Origin of the sequence: Pseudomonas sp. ICMP22404 (genome assembly GCF_006227205.1) — a bacterium.
Classification (GTDB): domain Bacteria; phylum Pseudomonadota; class Gammaproteobacteria; order Pseudomonadales; family Pseudomonadaceae; genus Aquipseudomonas.
Genome location: NZ_VCNG01000003.1, coordinates 300,899 through 318,006, shown reverse-complemented (window position 1 = coordinate 318,006; position 17,108 = coordinate 300,899). Strand labels below are relative to the sequence as shown.

Below are 17,108 nucleotides of genomic sequence, written 5' to 3'. Positions count from 1 at the left end.
ATTGGAGTAAAGCAGTTGTTCAAAAAGCCCGTATGTTACTTGAGCCTTTTATTGCTCGCTTCGCCATTGGTCGCGACAGCCGGTGACGTTTCGTTTGGCGATCTGCCACCGGTACAGGCCACGCTGGTGCGGTTATCGGAGGCTTGTCCGGTGCTGGCCGGCGGTGTCGACTTTCCGACGATGCTGAGCTTGCAGGCGTTCTACGAGCAAAACGCCGGCCAGGCCATCTGGTCGGACGACGAACGGCTGATGGCCTTGCGGGTTCAGTTGCAGCAACTGGCCGATGATGGACTGGACCCGGCCCGCTACAGCTTGCCGGCCGCCGATACCTCCCTGAGCCCGGCCTGTGTCGACATCGCCATCAGTCAGCGCTACCTGCAAGCCTTGCATGAACTGCGTTTTGGCTATTTGCCCCAGGACCGCCTGGAGCCGGTGTGGAAGGCCAGCCCGCAGCCCCAGGACCGCCAGGCCATGATCCTGGCCATTGCCGGGCCGGGCTTGAACAACCTGGCCGCCGCCTTTGAACAAGCCCGCCCAAGCCTGGAACTTTATCGCAACCTGCGCAGGCTTTATGCCCAGCAGCGGCAACAACCTTTGTCCGAATGGCAGCCGGTGCCCACAGGGGCCCTGTTGCAACCGGACAAGCAGGACACCCGGGTGCCGGCCCTGGCGCGACGGTTGTTCAGCGAAGGTTACCTGAGTGCGCCGCCGGCCGTGGGCGACGAGCATTACAGCCCGAGCCTGGTGGACGCGATGAAAAGCTTCCAACTCCGGCATTCACTGCAAGCCGATGGCGTGGTGGGGCCCTGGACCGTCACCGAGCTGAATGTCAGCCCGGCCATGCGCCGCGAGCAACTGCGAATCAATCTGGAGCGCATGCGCTGGCTGGCCCAGGACCTGGAACCTGACAGTGTGCTGGTCAACGTCGCGGCGGCCCAGTTGACGGTGTACCAGGGCGGCGCGCCGGTCTGGCAAACCCGCACCCAGGTGGGCCGGGCGGAGCGGGAAACGCCGCTGCTCAAATCCCGGGTGACGAGGCTGACCCTCAATCCCACCTGGACCATTCCCCCGACCATTCTGAAAGAAGACAAGCTGCCGGAGATCCGCCGCGATCCTGAGTTCCTCAGCCGCCAGAACCTGAAGATCATCGATCGCGACGGCCTGCCACTGATGGCGGAAGACATCGACTGGGATCATCCGGGCGACCTGATGCTGCGTCAGGATGCTGGCCCGAAGAATCCGTTGGGCAAACTGGTAATTCGCTTTCCCAACCCGTTTTCCGTGTACCTGCACGACACGCCCAGTCAGGCCTTGTTCAGCAAGGGACCGCGGGCGTTCAGCTCGGGATGTGTGCGGATCGAGCAAGTGATGCACCTGCGGGACCTGCTGGTGACTCCGGCCGAACGCCTGCGCACCGACACCCTGCTGGCCGATGGGCGGACCTATGAGTTCAGGCTGGCCAAGCCCATGCCGATCCTGTTGGGTTATTGGACGGTGCAGGCGGACAGCCAGGGCCAGGCGGTGTATATCCCGGATGTCTATGGGCGGGATGTGAAGCTGTCCGCGGCCCGCGGTCGAGCACTCTGAGTCACGCGGGGGTGGCACTCGGGTGGAGCTGTACCGTCTTGTCCACCGTCGCGAACAGCCGCTGGCCAATGCCGACGGCGGCTTGCAAGTGCAGTTGCGGATCGATGATTTCCGAGTCGAGCAAACGGTGCGAGCTCAGTACCTGGGCGCCGCAATAATCAAAAATGCCATAATCGATTTGCGTGGTCATCGCCTTGCCATAGCCATGACGCAGGAAGGAGTCGGCATCGGCTCCGCCGACCGCCACCAGATGGACGCGCAGATGCTGCAACTTCTGGATAAACGGCTTGTCGAGGCTGAAATCGAATGCCCAGCCGTTGGAAAATACTCGGTCGATCCAGCCCTTGAGCAACGCGGGCATCGACCACCAATAAATGGGGTAGACCAGTACCAGCGTATCGGCACGCTCGATTCGCGCCTGCTCGGCCAGTACGTCTGGCGGTGGCGAAGCTTCGCGGCGATGGACTGCGTGGTCGGCGAAACTGAAGCGCGGGTCGAAGCCTTCAGCGGCCAGATCGGCTATCTCGAAGGTATGGTTGGGATCGGCGTGGGTCAGGCCTTGGCCTATTTTTCCAGCAAGACTATGGGTAAGGGAACGTGGGTCATGATGAGCCACAACGATGAGTACGTGCATGGCAAAACTCCTGCTGGTAACAACGACGGGGAAGCGGTTATGCTTGGTTAAGTTACTCTTAGTAAGTTACGGTTGGTAAAGTAAGCATGTCAAGCACGGGTGAAAAATCGCAGTCTGTACCTCGTCGTCGCTTATCCCGGCAGGACCGGCAACGACAGCTACTGGACGTCGCCTGGCAGCTGGTACGGGAAGAGGGCAGTGACGCGTTGACCCTGGCCCGACTCGCGGATCGGGGCGGAGTGACCAAACCCATCGTCTATGATCATTTCGTCAGTCGGTCCGGGCTGCTGGCGGCGCTCTACCAGGATTTCGATGTCCGCCAGACAGGGCTCATGGACGCAGCCCTTGAAGCGAGCGAACCGACGCTGAAAGACCGGGCCCGGGTGATCGCCTCTTCCTATGTCGAATGCGTGTTGCAGCAGGGGCGGGAAATTCCGGGCGTGATTGCTGCGCTGACCAGTTCACCGGAGCTGGAAAACATCAAGCGGGAGTACGAAGCGATATTTCTCGACAAATGCCGGACCGTCCTCGAACCGTTCGCGGGTACGAGAACGATCACCCAGGCGAGCCTGCGAGCGATGCTGGGAGCAGCAGAGGCGCTGTCCAACGCGGCCGCCATCGGTGAGGTCAGCGCTGACGAAGCGAAGGAAGAGCTGTTTGTGAGTATCGTCGCGATGGTGCAGAGAGCCGCCCGCACTCCTTAAAACTGAGCACCGTAATCGCGAGCAGGCTCGCTCCCACATCGGACTTATGGCAGACGCAGCTTCTGTGTTCGTCACCAGACCCTGTGGGAGCGAGCCTGCTCGCGATGAGGCCCGCCCATTCACCGCTGTGTTGACTGATCTCTCCGCGAGAAGCACTGCACTTTTATGAAGCCGGCAGCATCGGATCGCACCATGGGAAGGCAGTTGTCCCGGTGTCGCAGACGCTGAATTTCCCAGGCGACTGGAGCGCCGTCTTCGCGGGCAAGCCCGCCCCACAAGGGTAGAGCCGGTTGGAGCCTGTGGAATATGAGGGTTGGCACGCTCGCTGCAAGAGATCCCCCAGGCCCGCCGCGAATACAATCGAGCGGGCAACCCCGTCGGTCAACGAAGATCGAGCGCCAGCAGGCCGGGGAATAACGGTAGATCGGGCGCAGTCGTCGGGTCGATACCGCACAGAACAGGCAAAGACGCCTGGAACCGCAAGGTTTCAGGCGTCTTTTTTTTTGCTTTCAAAACCGTGATGGGCTTTTGTCGGGTGCTTTCTATGAATTCCAACGTTGCTTCCCTGAACAAGCTGCAAACGCTGATCGTGATCGGCAATGGCATGGTCGGCCATCACTGCGTCGAACAATTGATCGAGCGCGGTGCCCTCAACCATTACCGTCTGCATGTGTTCAGCGAAGAGCCGATGCGTGCCTATGACCGCGTGCACCTGTCCGAGTATTTCTCTGGCCGCGACGCCGAATCCCTGGCCCTCGGCGAAGCCTCGTTGTACCAGACCCCCGGCGTCACGCTGCACTTGGGTGTACCGGTGCTGGAGATCGATCGCCAGGCCCGTCAGGTTGTCACCGGCCAGGAACGCATCGGCTACGACAAGCTGGTACTCGCCACTGGCTCCTACCCGTTCGTGCCGCCCATCGAAGGCGCCGACGGTGACTCCCGCCTGGTCTATCGCACCCTTGAAGACCTGGACGCGATCCGCGCCGCTGCGACCAATGCCCGTCGTGGCGTGGTGGTTGGCGGCGGCCTGCTGGGCCTGGAAGCGGCCAATGCCCTCAAGACTCTCGGCCTGGAAGCCCACGTGGTGGAATTCGCCCCACGGCTGATGCCGGTGCAATTGGATGAGCAGGGCGGCCTGGCCCTCAAGGCTCGCATCGAAAAACTCGGTGTCGGCGTGCACCTGTCCAAGGGCACCCAATCCATCAGCGCTGGTGAGCACTACCGCTATCGGATGAATTTCGGCAACGACGACTTCCTGGAAACCGACCTGATCGTGTTCTCCGCCGGTATCCGCGCCCAGGATGCCTTGGCCCGCCAGAGCGATTTGCAGATCGGTCCGCGCGGTGGCGTCGTGATCGATGACCAATGCTTGAGCAGCGACCCGGACATCTATGCCATCGGCGAATGCGCGGCCTGGAACGGCAACATCTTCGGCCTGGTCGCTCCGGGTTACCAGATGGCTCGCAGCGTTGCGGCCCAGCTGAGCGGCGACAGCGGCGAGCCGTTCACCGGCGCCGACATGTCCACCAAGCTCAAATTGCTCGGCGTGGACGTTGGCTCCATCGGCGACGCCCACGGCCACACGCCGGGCTCGCGCAGCTTCCAGTTCATCGACGAAACCAGCGCCAGTTACCGGCGACTGGTGGTGGACGCCGATGGCAAGCGTGTCATCGGCGCGGTGCTGGTGGGTGACAACAGCTACTACGACACCTTGCTGCAGTACATGCAGAACGGCATTGCGTTGCCCAAGGATGCCGCCAGCCTGATCCTGCCCACCTCCGAAGGCGCACCGACCCTGGGCCCGGCCGCGCTGCCCGCAGCGGCGACCATCTGCTCGTGCCACAACGTCACCAAAGGCTCGATCTGCGCGGCCATCGACGGCGGCTGCACGGATCTGGGACAACTGAAGTGCGACACCAAGGCCGGTACCGGTTGCGGCGGCTGCGCCGCGCTGGTCAAGCAGGTGTTCGAACATGAGTTGGTCGCCCGTGGCGTCACTGTCGACAAGAGCCTGTGCGAACACTTCGCCTACACCCGCCAGGAGCTGTACGCCCTGGTGCGGGTGGAAGGGATCATCAGCTTCGACGAATTGCTGGCCAAACACGGCCGTGGGCACACCGGTTGCGACCTGTGCAAACCAGCGGTGGGCTCGATCCTGGCTTCGTGCTGGAACCAACCGATCATGGATCCGTCGCTGGTGCCGTTGCAGGACACCAACGACACCTTCATGGCGAACATGCAGAAAAACGGTACCTATTCGGTGGTGCCGCGTATCGCCGGCGGCGAGATCACCGCCGACAAACTGATCGCCATCGGCGTGGTGGCGAAGAAATACGACCTCTACACCAAGATCACCGGCGGCCAGCGCATTGATCTGTTCGGCGCCCAACTGCACCAGTTGCCGGACATCTGGGCCGAGCTGATCGAAGCCGGTTTCGAAACGGGCCATGCCTACGGCAAATCCACCCGCACGGTGAAATCCTGCGTGGGCAGCACCTGGTGCCGTTACGGCGTGCAGGACAGTGTGCAAATGGCCCTGACCCTCGAAGATCGCTACAAGGGCCTGCGCTCGCCCCACAAACTCAAGTTCGCGGTGTCCGGTTGCACGCGCGAGTGCGCCGAGGCTCAGAGCAAGGACGTCGGCGTGATTGCCACGGAGAAGGGCTGGAACCTTTATGTCGCCGGCAACGGCGGCATGCGTCCTCGGCACGCGGAGCTGTTCGCCACCGACCTGGATGATGCAACCCTGATCCGCTACGTCGACCGCTTCCTGATGTTCTACATCCGCACCGCCGACAAGTTGCAACGCACGTCGGTCTGGCGCGAAAGCCTCGAGGGCGGTCTGGACTATCTCAAGGACGTGATCATCGACGACAGCCTGGGCCTGGGGGCAGAGCTCGAAGCCCAGATGCAACTGGTGGTCGACCGCTACGAATGCGAATGGGCCAACGCCCTCAAGGACCCGGAAAAACTCAAGCGTTTCCGCACGTTCGTCAACGACAAACGCGGCGATCCGGATGTTCATTTCGTCCGCGAACGCGGCCAGCGCCGGCCGGTTCACGCCGGTGAACTTCACCTGATTCCCGTCACCGAGGAGGTGCTCTGATGAGCCAGTCAAACGTCGTTCGTATCCCCACCGCCGAAGCCCAGGTGCAATGGCGTGCCCTATGCAGTCGCGAAGACCTGGTCCCCAACTCCGGCGTGGTCGCCTGGCACGACGGCAGCCAGGTGGCGCTGCTGTATCTGCCCGAACAGCAGGACAAGCCGCTGTACGCCATCGACAACCGCGACCCCAAATCGGGCGCGAATGTCATCGGCCGCGGCCTGTTGGGTAGCATCAAGGGGGATCTGGTGATTGCCTCGCCGATGTACAAGCAGCATTTCCGCCTGGAAGACGGCCATTGCCTGGAATACCCGGAACAGCGCCTGCGGGTGTGGCCGGTGCGGTTGAATGGTGATGTGGTGGAGATTGGTGAGGATTGATCGCGCCTTCGGGAACACTGCTTTTGTGGCGAGGGGATTTATCCCCGTTGGGCTGCGCAGCAGCCCCAAATATTTTTGCCGCTGCGGTGTATCAATCGGAATGCAGGGGGCCGCTTCGCAGCCCAGCGGGGATAAATCCCCTCGCCACAGGGATTGTGTCTGAATCGAATTTTGCTGTTTGCCCTTTATGTGAAGTTGGGGATCGATAATGAAAACCGCCGCTCAACTGGTGAAACTCAAGAGTGTGCAAAACCAGCACGTCCACAGCATTGCGCCTGACCAAACGGTGCTCGAAGCCCTGCGGATCATGGCCGAGAAGAACGTCGGCGCGTTGCCGGTGATCGAGGACGGCCAGGTGGTGGGGGTGTTCAGCGAGCGGGACTATGCGCGCAAGATGGTGCTGCACGGACGCTCCTCGGTGGGGACGTCGGTGCGCACCATTATGAGCGCGCCGGTGGTCACCGCCGACAGCCAGCAGAGCATCGAGCGCTGCATGGAAGTGATGACCGACAGCCACCTGCGGCACTTGCCGGTGCTGGATAACGGGCAGTTGATCGGTCTGTTGTCGATTGGCGACCTGGTGAAGCAGGCCATCGTCGAACAAGCGGATCTGATTCGGCAGTTGGAGCATTACATTCGCGGTCATTGAGGCCGTACCCACAGGTTACTATGGGAGCAAGGACTTGCCTTGATACCAGGCAGCCGGCGCAAACCCTGTGGGAGCAAAGCTTGCTCGCGATAGGGGCAGACCAGTCGACATTTTTGCTGGTTGATCTACCGCAGTCGCGGGCAAGCCTTGCTCCCACAGCCCACAGCCCACAGCCCACAGCCCACAGCGCCTACTGGCTTGGCCCTGGCCGATGCTGGCGCAACAACTCGATCTGCTGGGCCGGAATCAACTCGCGCAAGGCCTTGTAGAGCGCCCGGGTTTCCAACAGGTTCCAGATGCGCAGCATGGTTTCCAGCGCATCGAGGGGTTTGCTGATGAAGTCCCGGGCACCGAGGGCCAGGGCACGCAGGCGGGTGTCCCGGGTGGCGTCGGCGGTCAGTACCAGGATCGGCAGGTAATCGTTGGCCGGAATGCGCCGGTTGAGTTGTTCCAGCACGGCGAAACCGTCGAACGCCGGCATGTGCAAGTCGAGGATGACCAGGTCCGGCTCGAAGCTGTTGAACAGATCCAGGGTGCGCAGGGGCTCGGTGCTGCTCAGCACGTTGTGCAACCCTTCGCGGGCCAGCAGTTGCTCCATCAGGTCCAGGTTGGGGCGCTGGTCGTCGATGATCAGGATGCGCAGGTCTCGATTCATGCAGGCTCCGGTAAATAACGTTCAAGGTGGGCCAGGAAGGCCTGGATATGGATGGGTTTGGTCAGGATCGCCGTGGCACCGGCATCCTGGAGGGCGCGATGGGTCAGGTCGCTGGCATCGGCCGTGATCATCAGTACCGGGGTGGACGCGGTGGCCGGGGACTGGCGCAAGCGACGCAAGACTTCCAGGCCTTCCAGGTCCGGCAGCGTCACATCCAGCAGGATCAGTTGCGGCGCATGCTGGCGTGCCAGGTCCAGGCCCATCTGGCCCTGCATGCTCGACAGCAGTTGGATGCCGGGGCGGCGCTGCATCAGGGTTTCGATCAACGCCAGGCTCGACAGGTTGTCCTCGATGCACAAGACCCTGCCATGGTATTCAACGGGCGGGCGGGTAACCGCCAGGGCCGCGATAGGCGGCAAATGCGTGGTGACGACCTGGGCGCCTGGCAACTGCAAGGTGAAACAACACCCTTCGTTCGGCACACTGCGCACCTGAAGATTGCCCTGCATCATCTCCAGCAGGCTTTTGCTCAGGGATAGGCCGAGCCCGGTGCCCTCGACCTGGGGATCGGCGCCCAGGCGCTCGAACGGCTTGAACAACTGGTCCAACTGCTCCGGGGCGATGCCGCGCCCGGTATCGCTGACGGCAATGTCCACCCGTTTGTCCAGGACGGCCACCTCAATGCGCACTTCACCCTCGGGCCGGTTGTATTTGATGGCGTTGGACAACAGGTTGAGCAGCACCTGGACCAACCGCTGACGGTCGGCCAGCACACCGCTGCCATCGGGCAGCGGCGGCAGCTCGGCCAGGTGAATGCCGGCGTCGGCAGCCATGGGTGAAACCAGCGTCAGGGCTTCGTGCAGAACCGTCGCCAGGGGAATTGGCTCGATGTTCAGCGGCAAGCGACCCGCCTCGATCCGGGCAATGTCCAGCACCTCGTTGATCAACGCCAGCAGGTGCTGGCCGGCGCGCAGGATGTGGCTGACCTGGGGACGCTGACCGGCCGTGGAGTCCATGTCCAGCAGTTGCGCGAAGCCGAGGATGGCATTCAAGGGCGTGCGCAGTTCGTGGCTCATGCGCGAGAGGAACTCGCTCTTGGCCCGGCTGGCGCTCTCTGCTTCCTCGCGGGCGGAGCTCAGGGCCATCTCGGCGGCACGCCGGTCGGTGATGTCACGGGTGATCTTGGAGAAGCCGCGCAGGGCGCCGGTGCTGTCGTACTGAGCGGTGATGACCACGCTGGCCCAGAAGCGGCTGCCGTCCTTGCGACAACGCCAGCCTTCTTCCATGTAATGGCCGTCGCGCATGGCTTCGCGCAAGGCCATCTCCGGATGCGCCGGGCATTCTTCGGCCAGGTAGAAAAGCGAAAAATGCTGGCCGATGATTTCCTGCTCGGTGTAGCCCTTGATCCGTTCGGCGCCGGCGTTCCAGGTGGTCACGTAACCCTTGGCGTCCAGCGCGAAGATCCCGTAGTCCCTCACGCCGTCGATGATCAGCCGCAGGCGCTCCTCGTTGTCGCGCAGCGCCCGCTCGCGTTCGGCCAGCAATTGTCCGGCTTCCACCAGACGTGTGCCCAACTGGCCGATTTCATCCTGCTCCGGCGGTTGCGGCAGCAAGGGTTGGCCCAATGCCAGGCGCTGGGCGTTACGTTGTACCTGCTGCACCCGAGCCACGATGCCCTTGGACAGGAACAGCACCGCGACAATCGCGCCGAACAGGCCGCACACCGCCGCCAGTAAGGTGGCGAGCAACAATCGCATGCGAGTGGCCGACGCGGCGGCGCTGCGCTCGGCGAGCAGGGCATCCTCGCGGATGCGCATGGCGTTGATCTGTTCGCGCAGCACGTCCAGCACTTGCTTGTTCTTGATCAGGAGCGCGGTGATGGCCTCGGTGTCGCCACTCTTGCCGCTGCGCAGTTCCACCAGCCCGTTGAGTTTCTCATCGATCAGCGGGGTGATGGTCTGGAGGTGTTCGCGCATCCTGGCGTCGCGGACATTGTGGTCCAGGCGTTGCAGGGCAGCCTCGATCAGCAGCGTGGCCTGTTCATAGCCGGGCAGGAAGTCCTCGCGTCGGGTCAGCAGGTAGCCACGTACACTGGCCGCCGCTTCCGCCAGCAGGGTATGCACCGTCTGAATATCGCCCTGGACACGCAGTACCCGACGGACATCTTCTTCGGCCCGGGCAGTCTGGCGCTCGGTGATGTAGATCAGCACCAGCGACAGCAGCAGCACCACCAGCGGCAGGGAAATCACCACCAACGCCTTGCCCCGCAGCGGCAGGTCGGCCCAGCGGCGGGCCGCGAGGTATTTCATGGCCACTGCCCGGCGGGTTGTGCCACCAATCCCAGGGCGATGCCTCGCACGGCGGCCTGGGTCCGGTCGGCAGCCCCGAGCTTGCCGATGACCCGCTCCACATGGGCCTTGGCCGTACCGGGGGCGATGCCGAGCTTTTCCCCGATTTCACGGTTGCTGAAGCCGCCCGCCACCAGTCCCAGCACTTGGCGTTCCCGCGCAGTCAGGGCCTGGAGCTGTGCAGTGCCGCTGCTGCCACGTTCGGTCATGCGCCGCAACAGGCGCGCGCTGACCGAACTGTTCAGTGCTTCTTCGCCCCGGGCGACCCGTTTGAGTGCGTCCAGCACTTCATCACGGCTGGCATCCTTGAGCAGATAGCCGACGGCGCCGGCACCGATGGCCGCCTCCAGATGGTCGGGGCTGTCGTCCATGGTGAAGATCACTACTTTGATGCCTGGCTGGCGCTGCTGCAGGATGCGCGCCGCGCCGAGGCCGTTGAGCACCGGCATGCGGATGTCGAGAATGGCGATGTCCGGTTGCAGCTGTTCGCACAGGTCGAGGGCTTCCTGGCCGTCGCGGGCCTGGGCGATGACCTCGAACCCGGCATTGCCGGCCAGCAGGGCGATGAACCCGGCGCGGGTGACTTCGTGATCGTCGGCCAGCAGCAGCCGTAAAGGAGAGGTCATGGATGTGCTCCGTGGAGGGGTAGCGGCACGCTGGCCTGCAATCGGGTGCCGTCGCCGGGCCGGCTCAAACATGTCAGTTGGCCGCCCAGCAGGATGGCCCGCTCCTGCATGGCAGCCAGGCCCAGATGGCGAGTGCCGTTGGTTTCGATGGGTTGCTCCAGGGCAAAGCCACGGCCATTGTCTTCCACCCGCAGGGCCACCTGGCCGTCGCTGATCGAGAGTCCCAGGCTCACGTGGCCGGCCCGGGCGTGCTTGAGGATGTTGTTGATGCCTTCCTGGGCGATGCGGAACAGGGCGATTTCGGTATTGCCCGGCAGACGCGCGGCGCTGTGTTCGACCCAATCCACTGTCAGGCCGGCCTCGCGCAGGCGATCGGCTTCCTTGTCGACGGCTTTGTAGAGGCCGAAATCATCCAGCACATGGGGGCGCAGGCCGCCGATCAGTTGCCGGCCCTCACCGACACAACCCTGGGCCAACGCCAGGATGGTTTGCAGTTCGCTCGCCAGGTCGGGCGGCAACACCGGACAGCGTCCGGCGAACCCCTGCAAGCGCTGATGCAGGCCGGCCAGGTTCTGCGCGAGACCGTCATGCAGGTCATACGCCACGCGCTTGCGTTCGTCTTCCTGGGCCGTGAACAGCCGGTGGACCAGTTCGGACATGGTGCGCTCGCGGGCCTGGAGGGCTTCGAGTAGCCGATGGTTCTCCAGGTGCGCGGCCAGCAGGGTCGCCAGCAATTGCAGGGATTCGATGTCTTCGTTGTCGGGCGCGCTGATGATCACGCTGTTGCCCAGCAACAACACACCGAACACTGTCCCGTCGGCGGCTCGCAGCGGGACCCGCAGGACCTGGGGCAGGGGGCTGTCGGGGTATTCGAGCCACTGCGGGCCGGATAGTGGCGAATGAGCGAGGCTGGCGAGCCAATCGAGTCGCTCGCCATTGCCATGGCTGGCGAGGGCGCTTGCCGGGTGATCGGGTGTCCACTCCAGCAGCAGGCCATGGTCCATGGCGATGAACGCGCAGGCCCTTTGCACAACACGCTGGCGCATTTGCGCCAAGGGCAATCGGGTCAGTTCGTGGCCAGTGCCCAACAACAGGCCCAGGCGCGCGGCGCGGCTTTGCGACTGACGATACTGGCTGCGAATGGCCAGGGCGCTGCCGGGATCATGGGGTGGGCTTTGCATGGAGGCTCCAGCGTGAAAGGGACCGGTCCGGTCGCGACGTGGGTATTAGAGCGCGTCATCGGCGCCGGGCCTATCTGCCGATCGGCATAGTCGATTGGCACCGGTTGGCCGATGGCGGGGGCCGTTGCGAACGGCAAAGTGGGGCCACTGAAACCGACGCTATTAATACCGAAAGGAACGCTACGATGAAAATGAAAACCCTGGCCCTCGCCACTTTTTTTGTCCTGACCACGCCTTTTGTCCATGCCGCCGATGCCACGCCTTTTGTGTATCGCACCGTGGCCGAACAACCCAAGAACGTGAACGATCGGGAGATCGCTGCGCTGTTCGACCAATGGAACAAGACCCTGCAGAGCGGCAGTGCCAGCGCGATGACCAGGCTCTACGCGCCGGATGCGATTCTGCAACCGACCCTTTCCAACAAAGTGCGCACCACGCCGGCGCAGATCCAGGATTATTTCGAGCACTTCCTGGCGGGCAAGCCGGTCGGGCAGATCAACTACCGGGAAATCCGCCACCTGGGTCCCGATGCGGCGATGGACAGTGGGGTCTACACCTTCACCCTGACCAATGCCGATGGCAGCAAGAAGGATGTGCAGGCGCGCTACACCTACCTCTACGAGCGCCTGAACGGGCAGTGGAAGATCATCAACCACCACTCTTCGGCCATGCCGGAAGTGCCGCAAGTCCTGCACGCCAGCCACTGATATCCCACGCCACCCGAGCGCCCTTGATCCCAAGGGCGCTTTTTTTTGTGTGTCAGAAAGATCCCTGTGGGAGCGGGCTTGCTCGCGAAAGCGGTAGACCTGCTTGCATCGATGTTGACTGACCCATCGCTATCGCGAGCAGGCTCGCTCCCACCATGTCCCGGTTGAATCCAATCCCAGCGTCTGACCGCCGCCCCACAGTATTCCGCAGCGCCTGCGAAGGTCCTGAAGGCCGCAATTCCCCTGTGGGAGCGAGCCTGCTCGCGATAGCGGTGGGTCAGCTTGCATCGGTGTTGACTGACCCACCGCCATCGCGAGCAGGCTCGCTCCCACAAGAGATGGTTGGCCTAGAGCCCTCGGTTTCGCCTTTATTTACACATCTCGCCGCACAAAGGACTTGGATTAGCTCGCGAACATTAATTAGAATCAGTCTCATTTAAGACATTCCATGCGCAGGGCTTCTTGACATGTTTGATGCAGCTACGCCGGCGGAGCACTCCCTTCACGCGTTGTACCGTGACCATGGCGGTTGGCTGGAAGGCTGGTTGAGGCGGCGCATGGGCAATGCCTGGGATGCGGCGGATCTGCGCCAGGATACTTTCCTGCGGGTATTGTCCAGTGCCCAACCCCTGGCGGACCTGCATGAACCACGGGCCTATCTGCTCACAGTGGGCAAGCGGCTGCTGAGCAATTTCTATACCCGTCGCAACCTGGAACAGGCTTACCTCGATGCCCTGGCAAGCCTGCCCGAAGAGTGCGTTCCGTCCCCGGAGCAACGCTGGCTGCTGCTGGAAACCCTGCATGCCCTGGACGAATTGCTCGATGGCCTGCCGCCCCAGGTGCGGCGGGCTTTTTTGTGGAGTCAGCTCGAAGGCCTGGGTTACCGGGAAATCGCCGAGCGCATGCAGGTGTCCGAACGCACCGTCAAGCGCTACATGGCCCAAGCCTATGAGCATTGCCTGCTGGTGGACTTTTGATGCGTCCGGCCCCGTCGTCCGAGGCTCGGGAGGTCGCCCGGGCGGCTGCCCGCTGGCTGACCCTGATGGAGTTCGGCGGCAACGAGTTCGACTCCGCCGGCCTGCAACGCTGGCGCGACAGCAGCGCTCACCACGAAGCGGCCTGGCAGAAGGCCCAGCGACTGCGTCAGCGCTTCGCCGGGGTACCGCCTTCGCTGGGCATGGCGACCCTGGATCGTCCATCCTTGCCCCGGCGTGCCGTACTCAAGCGCGCACTGGGTGTCGCCGCGCTGGTTCCAACGGCCTGGATGCTGGGCCGGGCGTTGCCACTGGACGCCTGGCGCGCCGATCTGCACACCGCCACCGGCGAACAGCGGAGCTGGTCGCTGGTCGATGGCAGCCTCTTGCAACTGAACACCGACAGCGCCGTGAACCTGGACCTCAAGGCCCGGCGCCTGGTGCTGGTGCAGGGCGAAATGGCCCTGAAGGTCAGCGGTGTCACGCCCTTGGCTGTCCAGGCGCCCTATGGGCTGATTACCGTCAACCAGGGTGAAATCTGCGTGCGCCTGGGTGAGCAAGGTTGCCGGGTGTCGGTGGTCAGCGGTTCGGCACAGCTGCAACCGTTGCACGGACCTGTGCTGCGGCTGGAGGCGGGCCAGCAGGCCAGCCTCCACGCAGCAGGCGCAGGGCCAGTGGTCGGGCTCGACGTCACGCAACCGGGTTGGCGCGACGGGGTGCTCGTGGCGCAGAACCAGCCGCTGGGGGACTTTCTCCGTGAGCTGGGCCGCTATCGTCCGGGTGTGCTGCGCTGGGACGACGCCCTGGAGTCGCTTCGGGTAACCGGCAGTTTCCGTCTGGAAAACACCGACAAAGTCCTCGCTTTACTTTCGGCCAGCTTGCCCCTGGATATCCAGATGCGCACCCGTTATTGGGTCACTCTGACGCTTCGAAAAAATATCGCCTGAAGCCTGTCCCCTTTTTTTGTCTCGCTTGTCATTCAAGGCAAGTGCACAAAAACGAGAGCTCCTTCCAATGTCCGCAGTAGTCCCTTTGCATGTTCGCCCGGCCCTTGCCGGCTGGCGTCCGCTGTTGAACCTGAGTCTCATGCTGAGCCTGAGCGCCAGCCCGTTCTTCATCTCATCCAGCCATGCCGAAGAAGCGGCCCGGCGCAGCTACCAGGTGCCGGCCGGCAGCCTCAGCGCGGCACTGACCCGCTTCGCCGGGTTGGCGGGTGTCAACCTGTCGGTGGATCCGGCGCTGGTGAGTGGTCGCAACAGCGCCGGACTCTCGGGCGAATATGGGGTGGAGGAGGGGTTTGCCCGGTTGTTGCAAGGCTCCGGCCTGCAACTGCAATCGGTGGGTGAACAGGCCTACATCCTGGCCCCGGCGCAGGAAGGGGGGAGTCTGCAACTGGCGCCCACCTCGATCCTCGGCGCCGCCAGTTCGGAGGAGGGCGAGGCGTACGCCGGTGGCCAGGTCGCGCGTCGTGGTTCCCAAGGCTTGCTGGGCTCTCGCGACTTCATGGAAACGCCGTTCAGCATGACCACCTACACCAGCGAGACCGTCAAGAACCAACAGGCCCGAACCCTGGGCGACCTGGTCAACAGCGACCCCTCGGTGCGTGCGACCAACCCGGCGGGTGGGCGGTATGAGCAGTTCACTATCCGCGGTTTCAGTCTGTTCAACAGCGATGTGGCCTACAACGGCCTCTACGGCATCCTGCCGACCTATACGATCGACATGGAAATGGCTGAACGCGTCGACATCCTCAAGGGACCGAGCCAGCTCATCAACGGCATCTCGCCGCGAGGCAGCGTAGGCGGCGGGATCAACGTGGTGCCCAAGCACGCCACCGACAAGCCCATCACCTCGTTCACCGGCAGCTACGCGTCCAACAACCAGCTCGGCGGTGCCGTGGATGTCGGCCGACGTTTTGGCGAAGACAACAAGTTCGGCATTCGCTTCAACGGTGTGAAGCAGTCCGGCGACACCGAATGGGATCACCAGAGCGTGGACCGCGAGATGGCGGTGGTTGGCCTGGACTTTCGCGGCGAACGGCTGCGTCTCTCCACGGACATCGGCCATACCGAGCGCGATACCGATGCGCCGCAGGAACGTGTGCAGGTCGGCGCCAACGCACAGGTCCCCCATGCCAGCGATGTGCGCAGCAACTATGCCCAGCCCTGGAGCAAGGCACGCACCAACGACACCTTCGGCATGGTGAACGCCGAGTACGATGTCAGTGACTCAACGATGCTATACGGCGGTGTCGGTGCGCGTGAGAGTCATCATGATTTTCTTCGGCATAATGTTTCGATCACCAATGATGCTGGCGATTTCACTGTTTCCCCCCGTGATTTCTCTCGGGATGAAAGTGTCCGTACGGCCAATGTCGGGGTGCGCAACTGGTTCCACACCGGGCCGGTAAGTCATGAAGTCAACCTGGCCGCCAGCTATTTCTACATGGACTTCACCAACGGCGGTGCCCGCTATGCCAACGGCAGCAGCAACCTGTATGACCCGGTGGAAACCACGACGCCAAGTACTCCTACGCGCAAGGATGACAAGGTCTACACCGAGAATCACTTCAGCGGCGTGGCGCTATCCGATACCCTGGGTTTCTTCGATGACCGCTTGCTGCTGACCCTTGGTGCCCGCTGGCAGCGGGTGGAAGTGGATGACTGGACCGCAGGGATCAAAGGTGCAACTGCCTATGATGAGGAAAAAGTCTCGCCATCGGGCGGCATCCTGTTCAAGGCCACCGATAAACTGTCGCTGTATGCCAACTACATGGAAGGCCTGAGCCAGGGCAAGATCGCGCCGTCAACCTCGATCAACGAGGATGAGATTTTCCCGCCATTCATCAGTCGCCAGGTCGAGGTAGGGGCCAAGTACGACGCCGGTCCGTTCGCCTTGACTGCCGCTCTGTTCCGGATCAAGCAGCCGGCCTACGCGACCGACGCCACGACACGTGTCTTCGGTCCGAATGGCAAGCGTGAAAACACCGGCGTGGAACTGAGCGTCTTCGGTGAACCCCTCAAAGGCACCCGCTTGCTAGGTGGCGTGATGTACATCGACAGCGAGCTGACCAACACCACCGGCGGCACTTACGACGGCAACCGCGCGCCGGCCACGCCGAAGTACAACATCAATCTGGGCGCTGAGTGGGACGTGCCGACTGTGCAGGGCCTGACCCTGACTAGCCGCGGCATCTATTCCAGCTCGCAGTATCTGGACCAGTCCAACACCAAGGAAATCGATTCCTGGGTACGCTTCGACGTCGGTGCACGTTACGGTTTCAAGGTCGATGAAAAGAACATCACCCTGCGTGCCAACGTCGAGAACGTGGCGGACAAACGCTACTGGAGTTCAGCCGGGGCTTCGGATGACAGCGAGCCCGGTCTGACATTGTCGACCCCGCGCACCTACCTTCTGTCGGCTACCGTGGATTTCTAAACGGTGTACAGCTCCAGGGACGGAGCTATTTACCTATTGTTATATATCGTTCTGATATTGGTTGATATTAATCTGCAATTATTTGAGGCCTGTAATTCGATATAAAAGCTGATTAACACTGC

General features: G+C 62.7%; 15 protein-coding genes. 9 read left to right on the top strand and 6 right to left on the bottom strand.

The window, feature by feature from the left end:
* Nucleotides 1-15 precede the first annotated feature (15 nt).
* Nucleotides 16-1,587, top strand: a complete 1,572-nt coding sequence (locus FGE05_RS07335) for a murein L,D-transpeptidase (protein ID WP_139643182.1) — start codon at nt 16-18, stop codon at nt 1,585-1,587.
* 1 nt (nt 1,588) lies between these two features.
* Here the strand turns inward: FGE05_RS07335 and FGE05_RS07330 are convergent, their stop codons facing one another.
* Nucleotides 1,589-2,221 (bottom strand): NAD(P)H-dependent oxidoreductase, encoded by a 633-nt coding sequence (locus tag FGE05_RS07330; RefSeq protein WP_139643173.1) that lies wholly within the window; start codon nt 2,219-2,221, stop codon nt 1,589-1,591.
* Nucleotides 2,222-2,307: 86 nt separating this feature from the next.
* Here FGE05_RS07330 and FGE05_RS07325 point away from each other — a divergent pair, with 86 nt between their 5' ends.
* Entirely contained in the window at nt 2,308-2,925 is a 618-nt protein-coding gene (locus FGE05_RS07325) for a TetR/AcrR family transcriptional regulator (protein WP_139643171.1), read from the top strand.
* A 381-nt stretch (nt 2,926-3,306) separates the two neighbouring features.
* Here FGE05_RS07325 and FGE05_RS29805 read toward each other — a convergent pair whose 3' ends face one another.
* On the bottom strand, nt 3,307-3,480 hold the full coding sequence (locus tag FGE05_RS29805; protein ID WP_175362731.1) for a hypothetical protein: 174 nt from the start codon (nt 3,478-3,480) through the stop codon (nt 3,307-3,309).
* Between FGE05_RS29805 and nirB the strand changes: the two genes are divergently transcribed.
* The 3 genes from nirB to FGE05_RS07310 all read left to right on the top strand — a co-directional run bounded on the left by nirB (nt 3,470) and on the right by FGE05_RS07310 (nt 7,057).
* The gene (nirB, locus tag FGE05_RS07320) at nt 3,470-6,031 is read left to right on the top strand and encodes a nitrite reductase large subunit NirB (RefSeq protein WP_139643169.1); all 2,562 of its coding nucleotides are present in this window, start codon (nt 3,470-3,472) and stop codon (nt 6,029-6,031) included. The two genes, FGE05_RS29805 and nirB, sit on opposite strands and share 11 nt — an antisense overlap.
* Entirely contained in the window at nt 6,031-6,408 is a 378-nt protein-coding gene (nirD, locus tag FGE05_RS07315) for a nitrite reductase small subunit NirD (RefSeq protein ID WP_139643167.1), read from the top strand. The genes nirB and nirD overlap by 1 nt, the downstream gene beginning before the upstream one ends.
* A 208-nt stretch (nt 6,409-6,616) precedes the next feature.
* Nucleotides 6,617-7,057: a CBS domain-containing protein gene (locus FGE05_RS07310; protein WP_139643164.1), complete on the top strand. Its 441-nt coding sequence runs from the start codon at nt 6,617-6,619 to the stop codon at nt 7,055-7,057.
* 190 nt (nt 7,058-7,247) lie between these two features.
* On the opposite strand, the gene FGE05_RS07305 is transcribed toward FGE05_RS07310, so the two are convergent.
* The 4 genes from FGE05_RS07305 to FGE05_RS07290 are packed head-to-tail and all read right to left on the bottom strand — an operon-like array spanning nt 7,248 to nt 11,867.
* Nucleotides 7,248-7,712, bottom strand: coding sequence for a response regulator (locus FGE05_RS07305; RefSeq protein WP_024777679.1), 465 nt, complete (start codon nt 7,710-7,712; stop codon nt 7,248-7,250).
* Nucleotides 7,709-10,021 carry an ATP-binding protein gene (locus FGE05_RS07300; RefSeq protein WP_139643162.1) on the bottom strand — a complete coding sequence of 771 codons (2,313 nt, stop codon included), beginning with the start codon at nt 10,019-10,021 and terminating at the stop codon, nt 7,709-7,711. Before FGE05_RS07300 ends, FGE05_RS07305 begins: the two co-directional genes overlap by 4 nt.
* The gene (locus FGE05_RS07295; RefSeq protein WP_139643159.1) at nt 10,018-10,686 is read right to left on the bottom strand and encodes a response regulator transcription factor; all 669 of its coding nucleotides are present in this window, start codon (nt 10,684-10,686) and stop codon (nt 10,018-10,020) included. The genes FGE05_RS07300 and FGE05_RS07295 overlap by 4 nt, the downstream gene beginning before the upstream one ends.
* Nucleotides 10,683-11,867: a sensor histidine kinase gene (locus FGE05_RS07290; protein ID WP_139643156.1), complete on the bottom strand. Its 1,185-nt coding sequence runs from the start codon at nt 11,865-11,867 to the stop codon at nt 10,683-10,685. The genes FGE05_RS07295 and FGE05_RS07290 overlap by 4 nt, the downstream gene beginning before the upstream one ends.
* 185 nt (nt 11,868-12,052) lie before the next feature.
* Here FGE05_RS07290 and FGE05_RS07285 point away from each other — a divergent pair, with 185 nt between their 5' ends.
* The 4 genes from FGE05_RS07285 to FGE05_RS07265 all read left to right on the top strand — a co-directional run bounded on the left by FGE05_RS07285 (nt 12,053) and on the right by FGE05_RS07265 (nt 16,986).
* Nucleotides 12,053-12,574, top strand: a complete 522-nt coding sequence (locus FGE05_RS07285; RefSeq protein WP_139643153.1) for an SgcJ/EcaC family oxidoreductase — start codon at nt 12,053-12,055, stop codon at nt 12,572-12,574.
* A gap of 467 nt (nt 12,575-13,041) precedes the next feature.
* Nucleotides 13,042-13,551, top strand: coding sequence for a sigma-70 family RNA polymerase sigma factor (locus FGE05_RS07275; protein ID WP_139643147.1), 510 nt, complete (start codon nt 13,042-13,044; stop codon nt 13,549-13,551).
* On the top strand, nt 13,551-14,495 hold the full coding sequence (locus tag FGE05_RS07270) for a FecR domain-containing protein (RefSeq protein WP_139643145.1): 945 nt from the start codon (nt 13,551-13,553) through the stop codon (nt 14,493-14,495). The genes FGE05_RS07275 and FGE05_RS07270 overlap by 1 nt, the downstream gene beginning before the upstream one ends.
* Nucleotides 14,496-14,562: 67 nt before the next feature.
* On the top strand, nt 14,563-16,986 hold the full coding sequence (locus FGE05_RS07265; protein WP_139643142.1) for a TonB-dependent receptor: 2,424 nt from the start codon (nt 14,563-14,565) through the stop codon (nt 16,984-16,986).
* Nucleotides 16,987-17,108 lie beyond the last annotated feature (122 nt).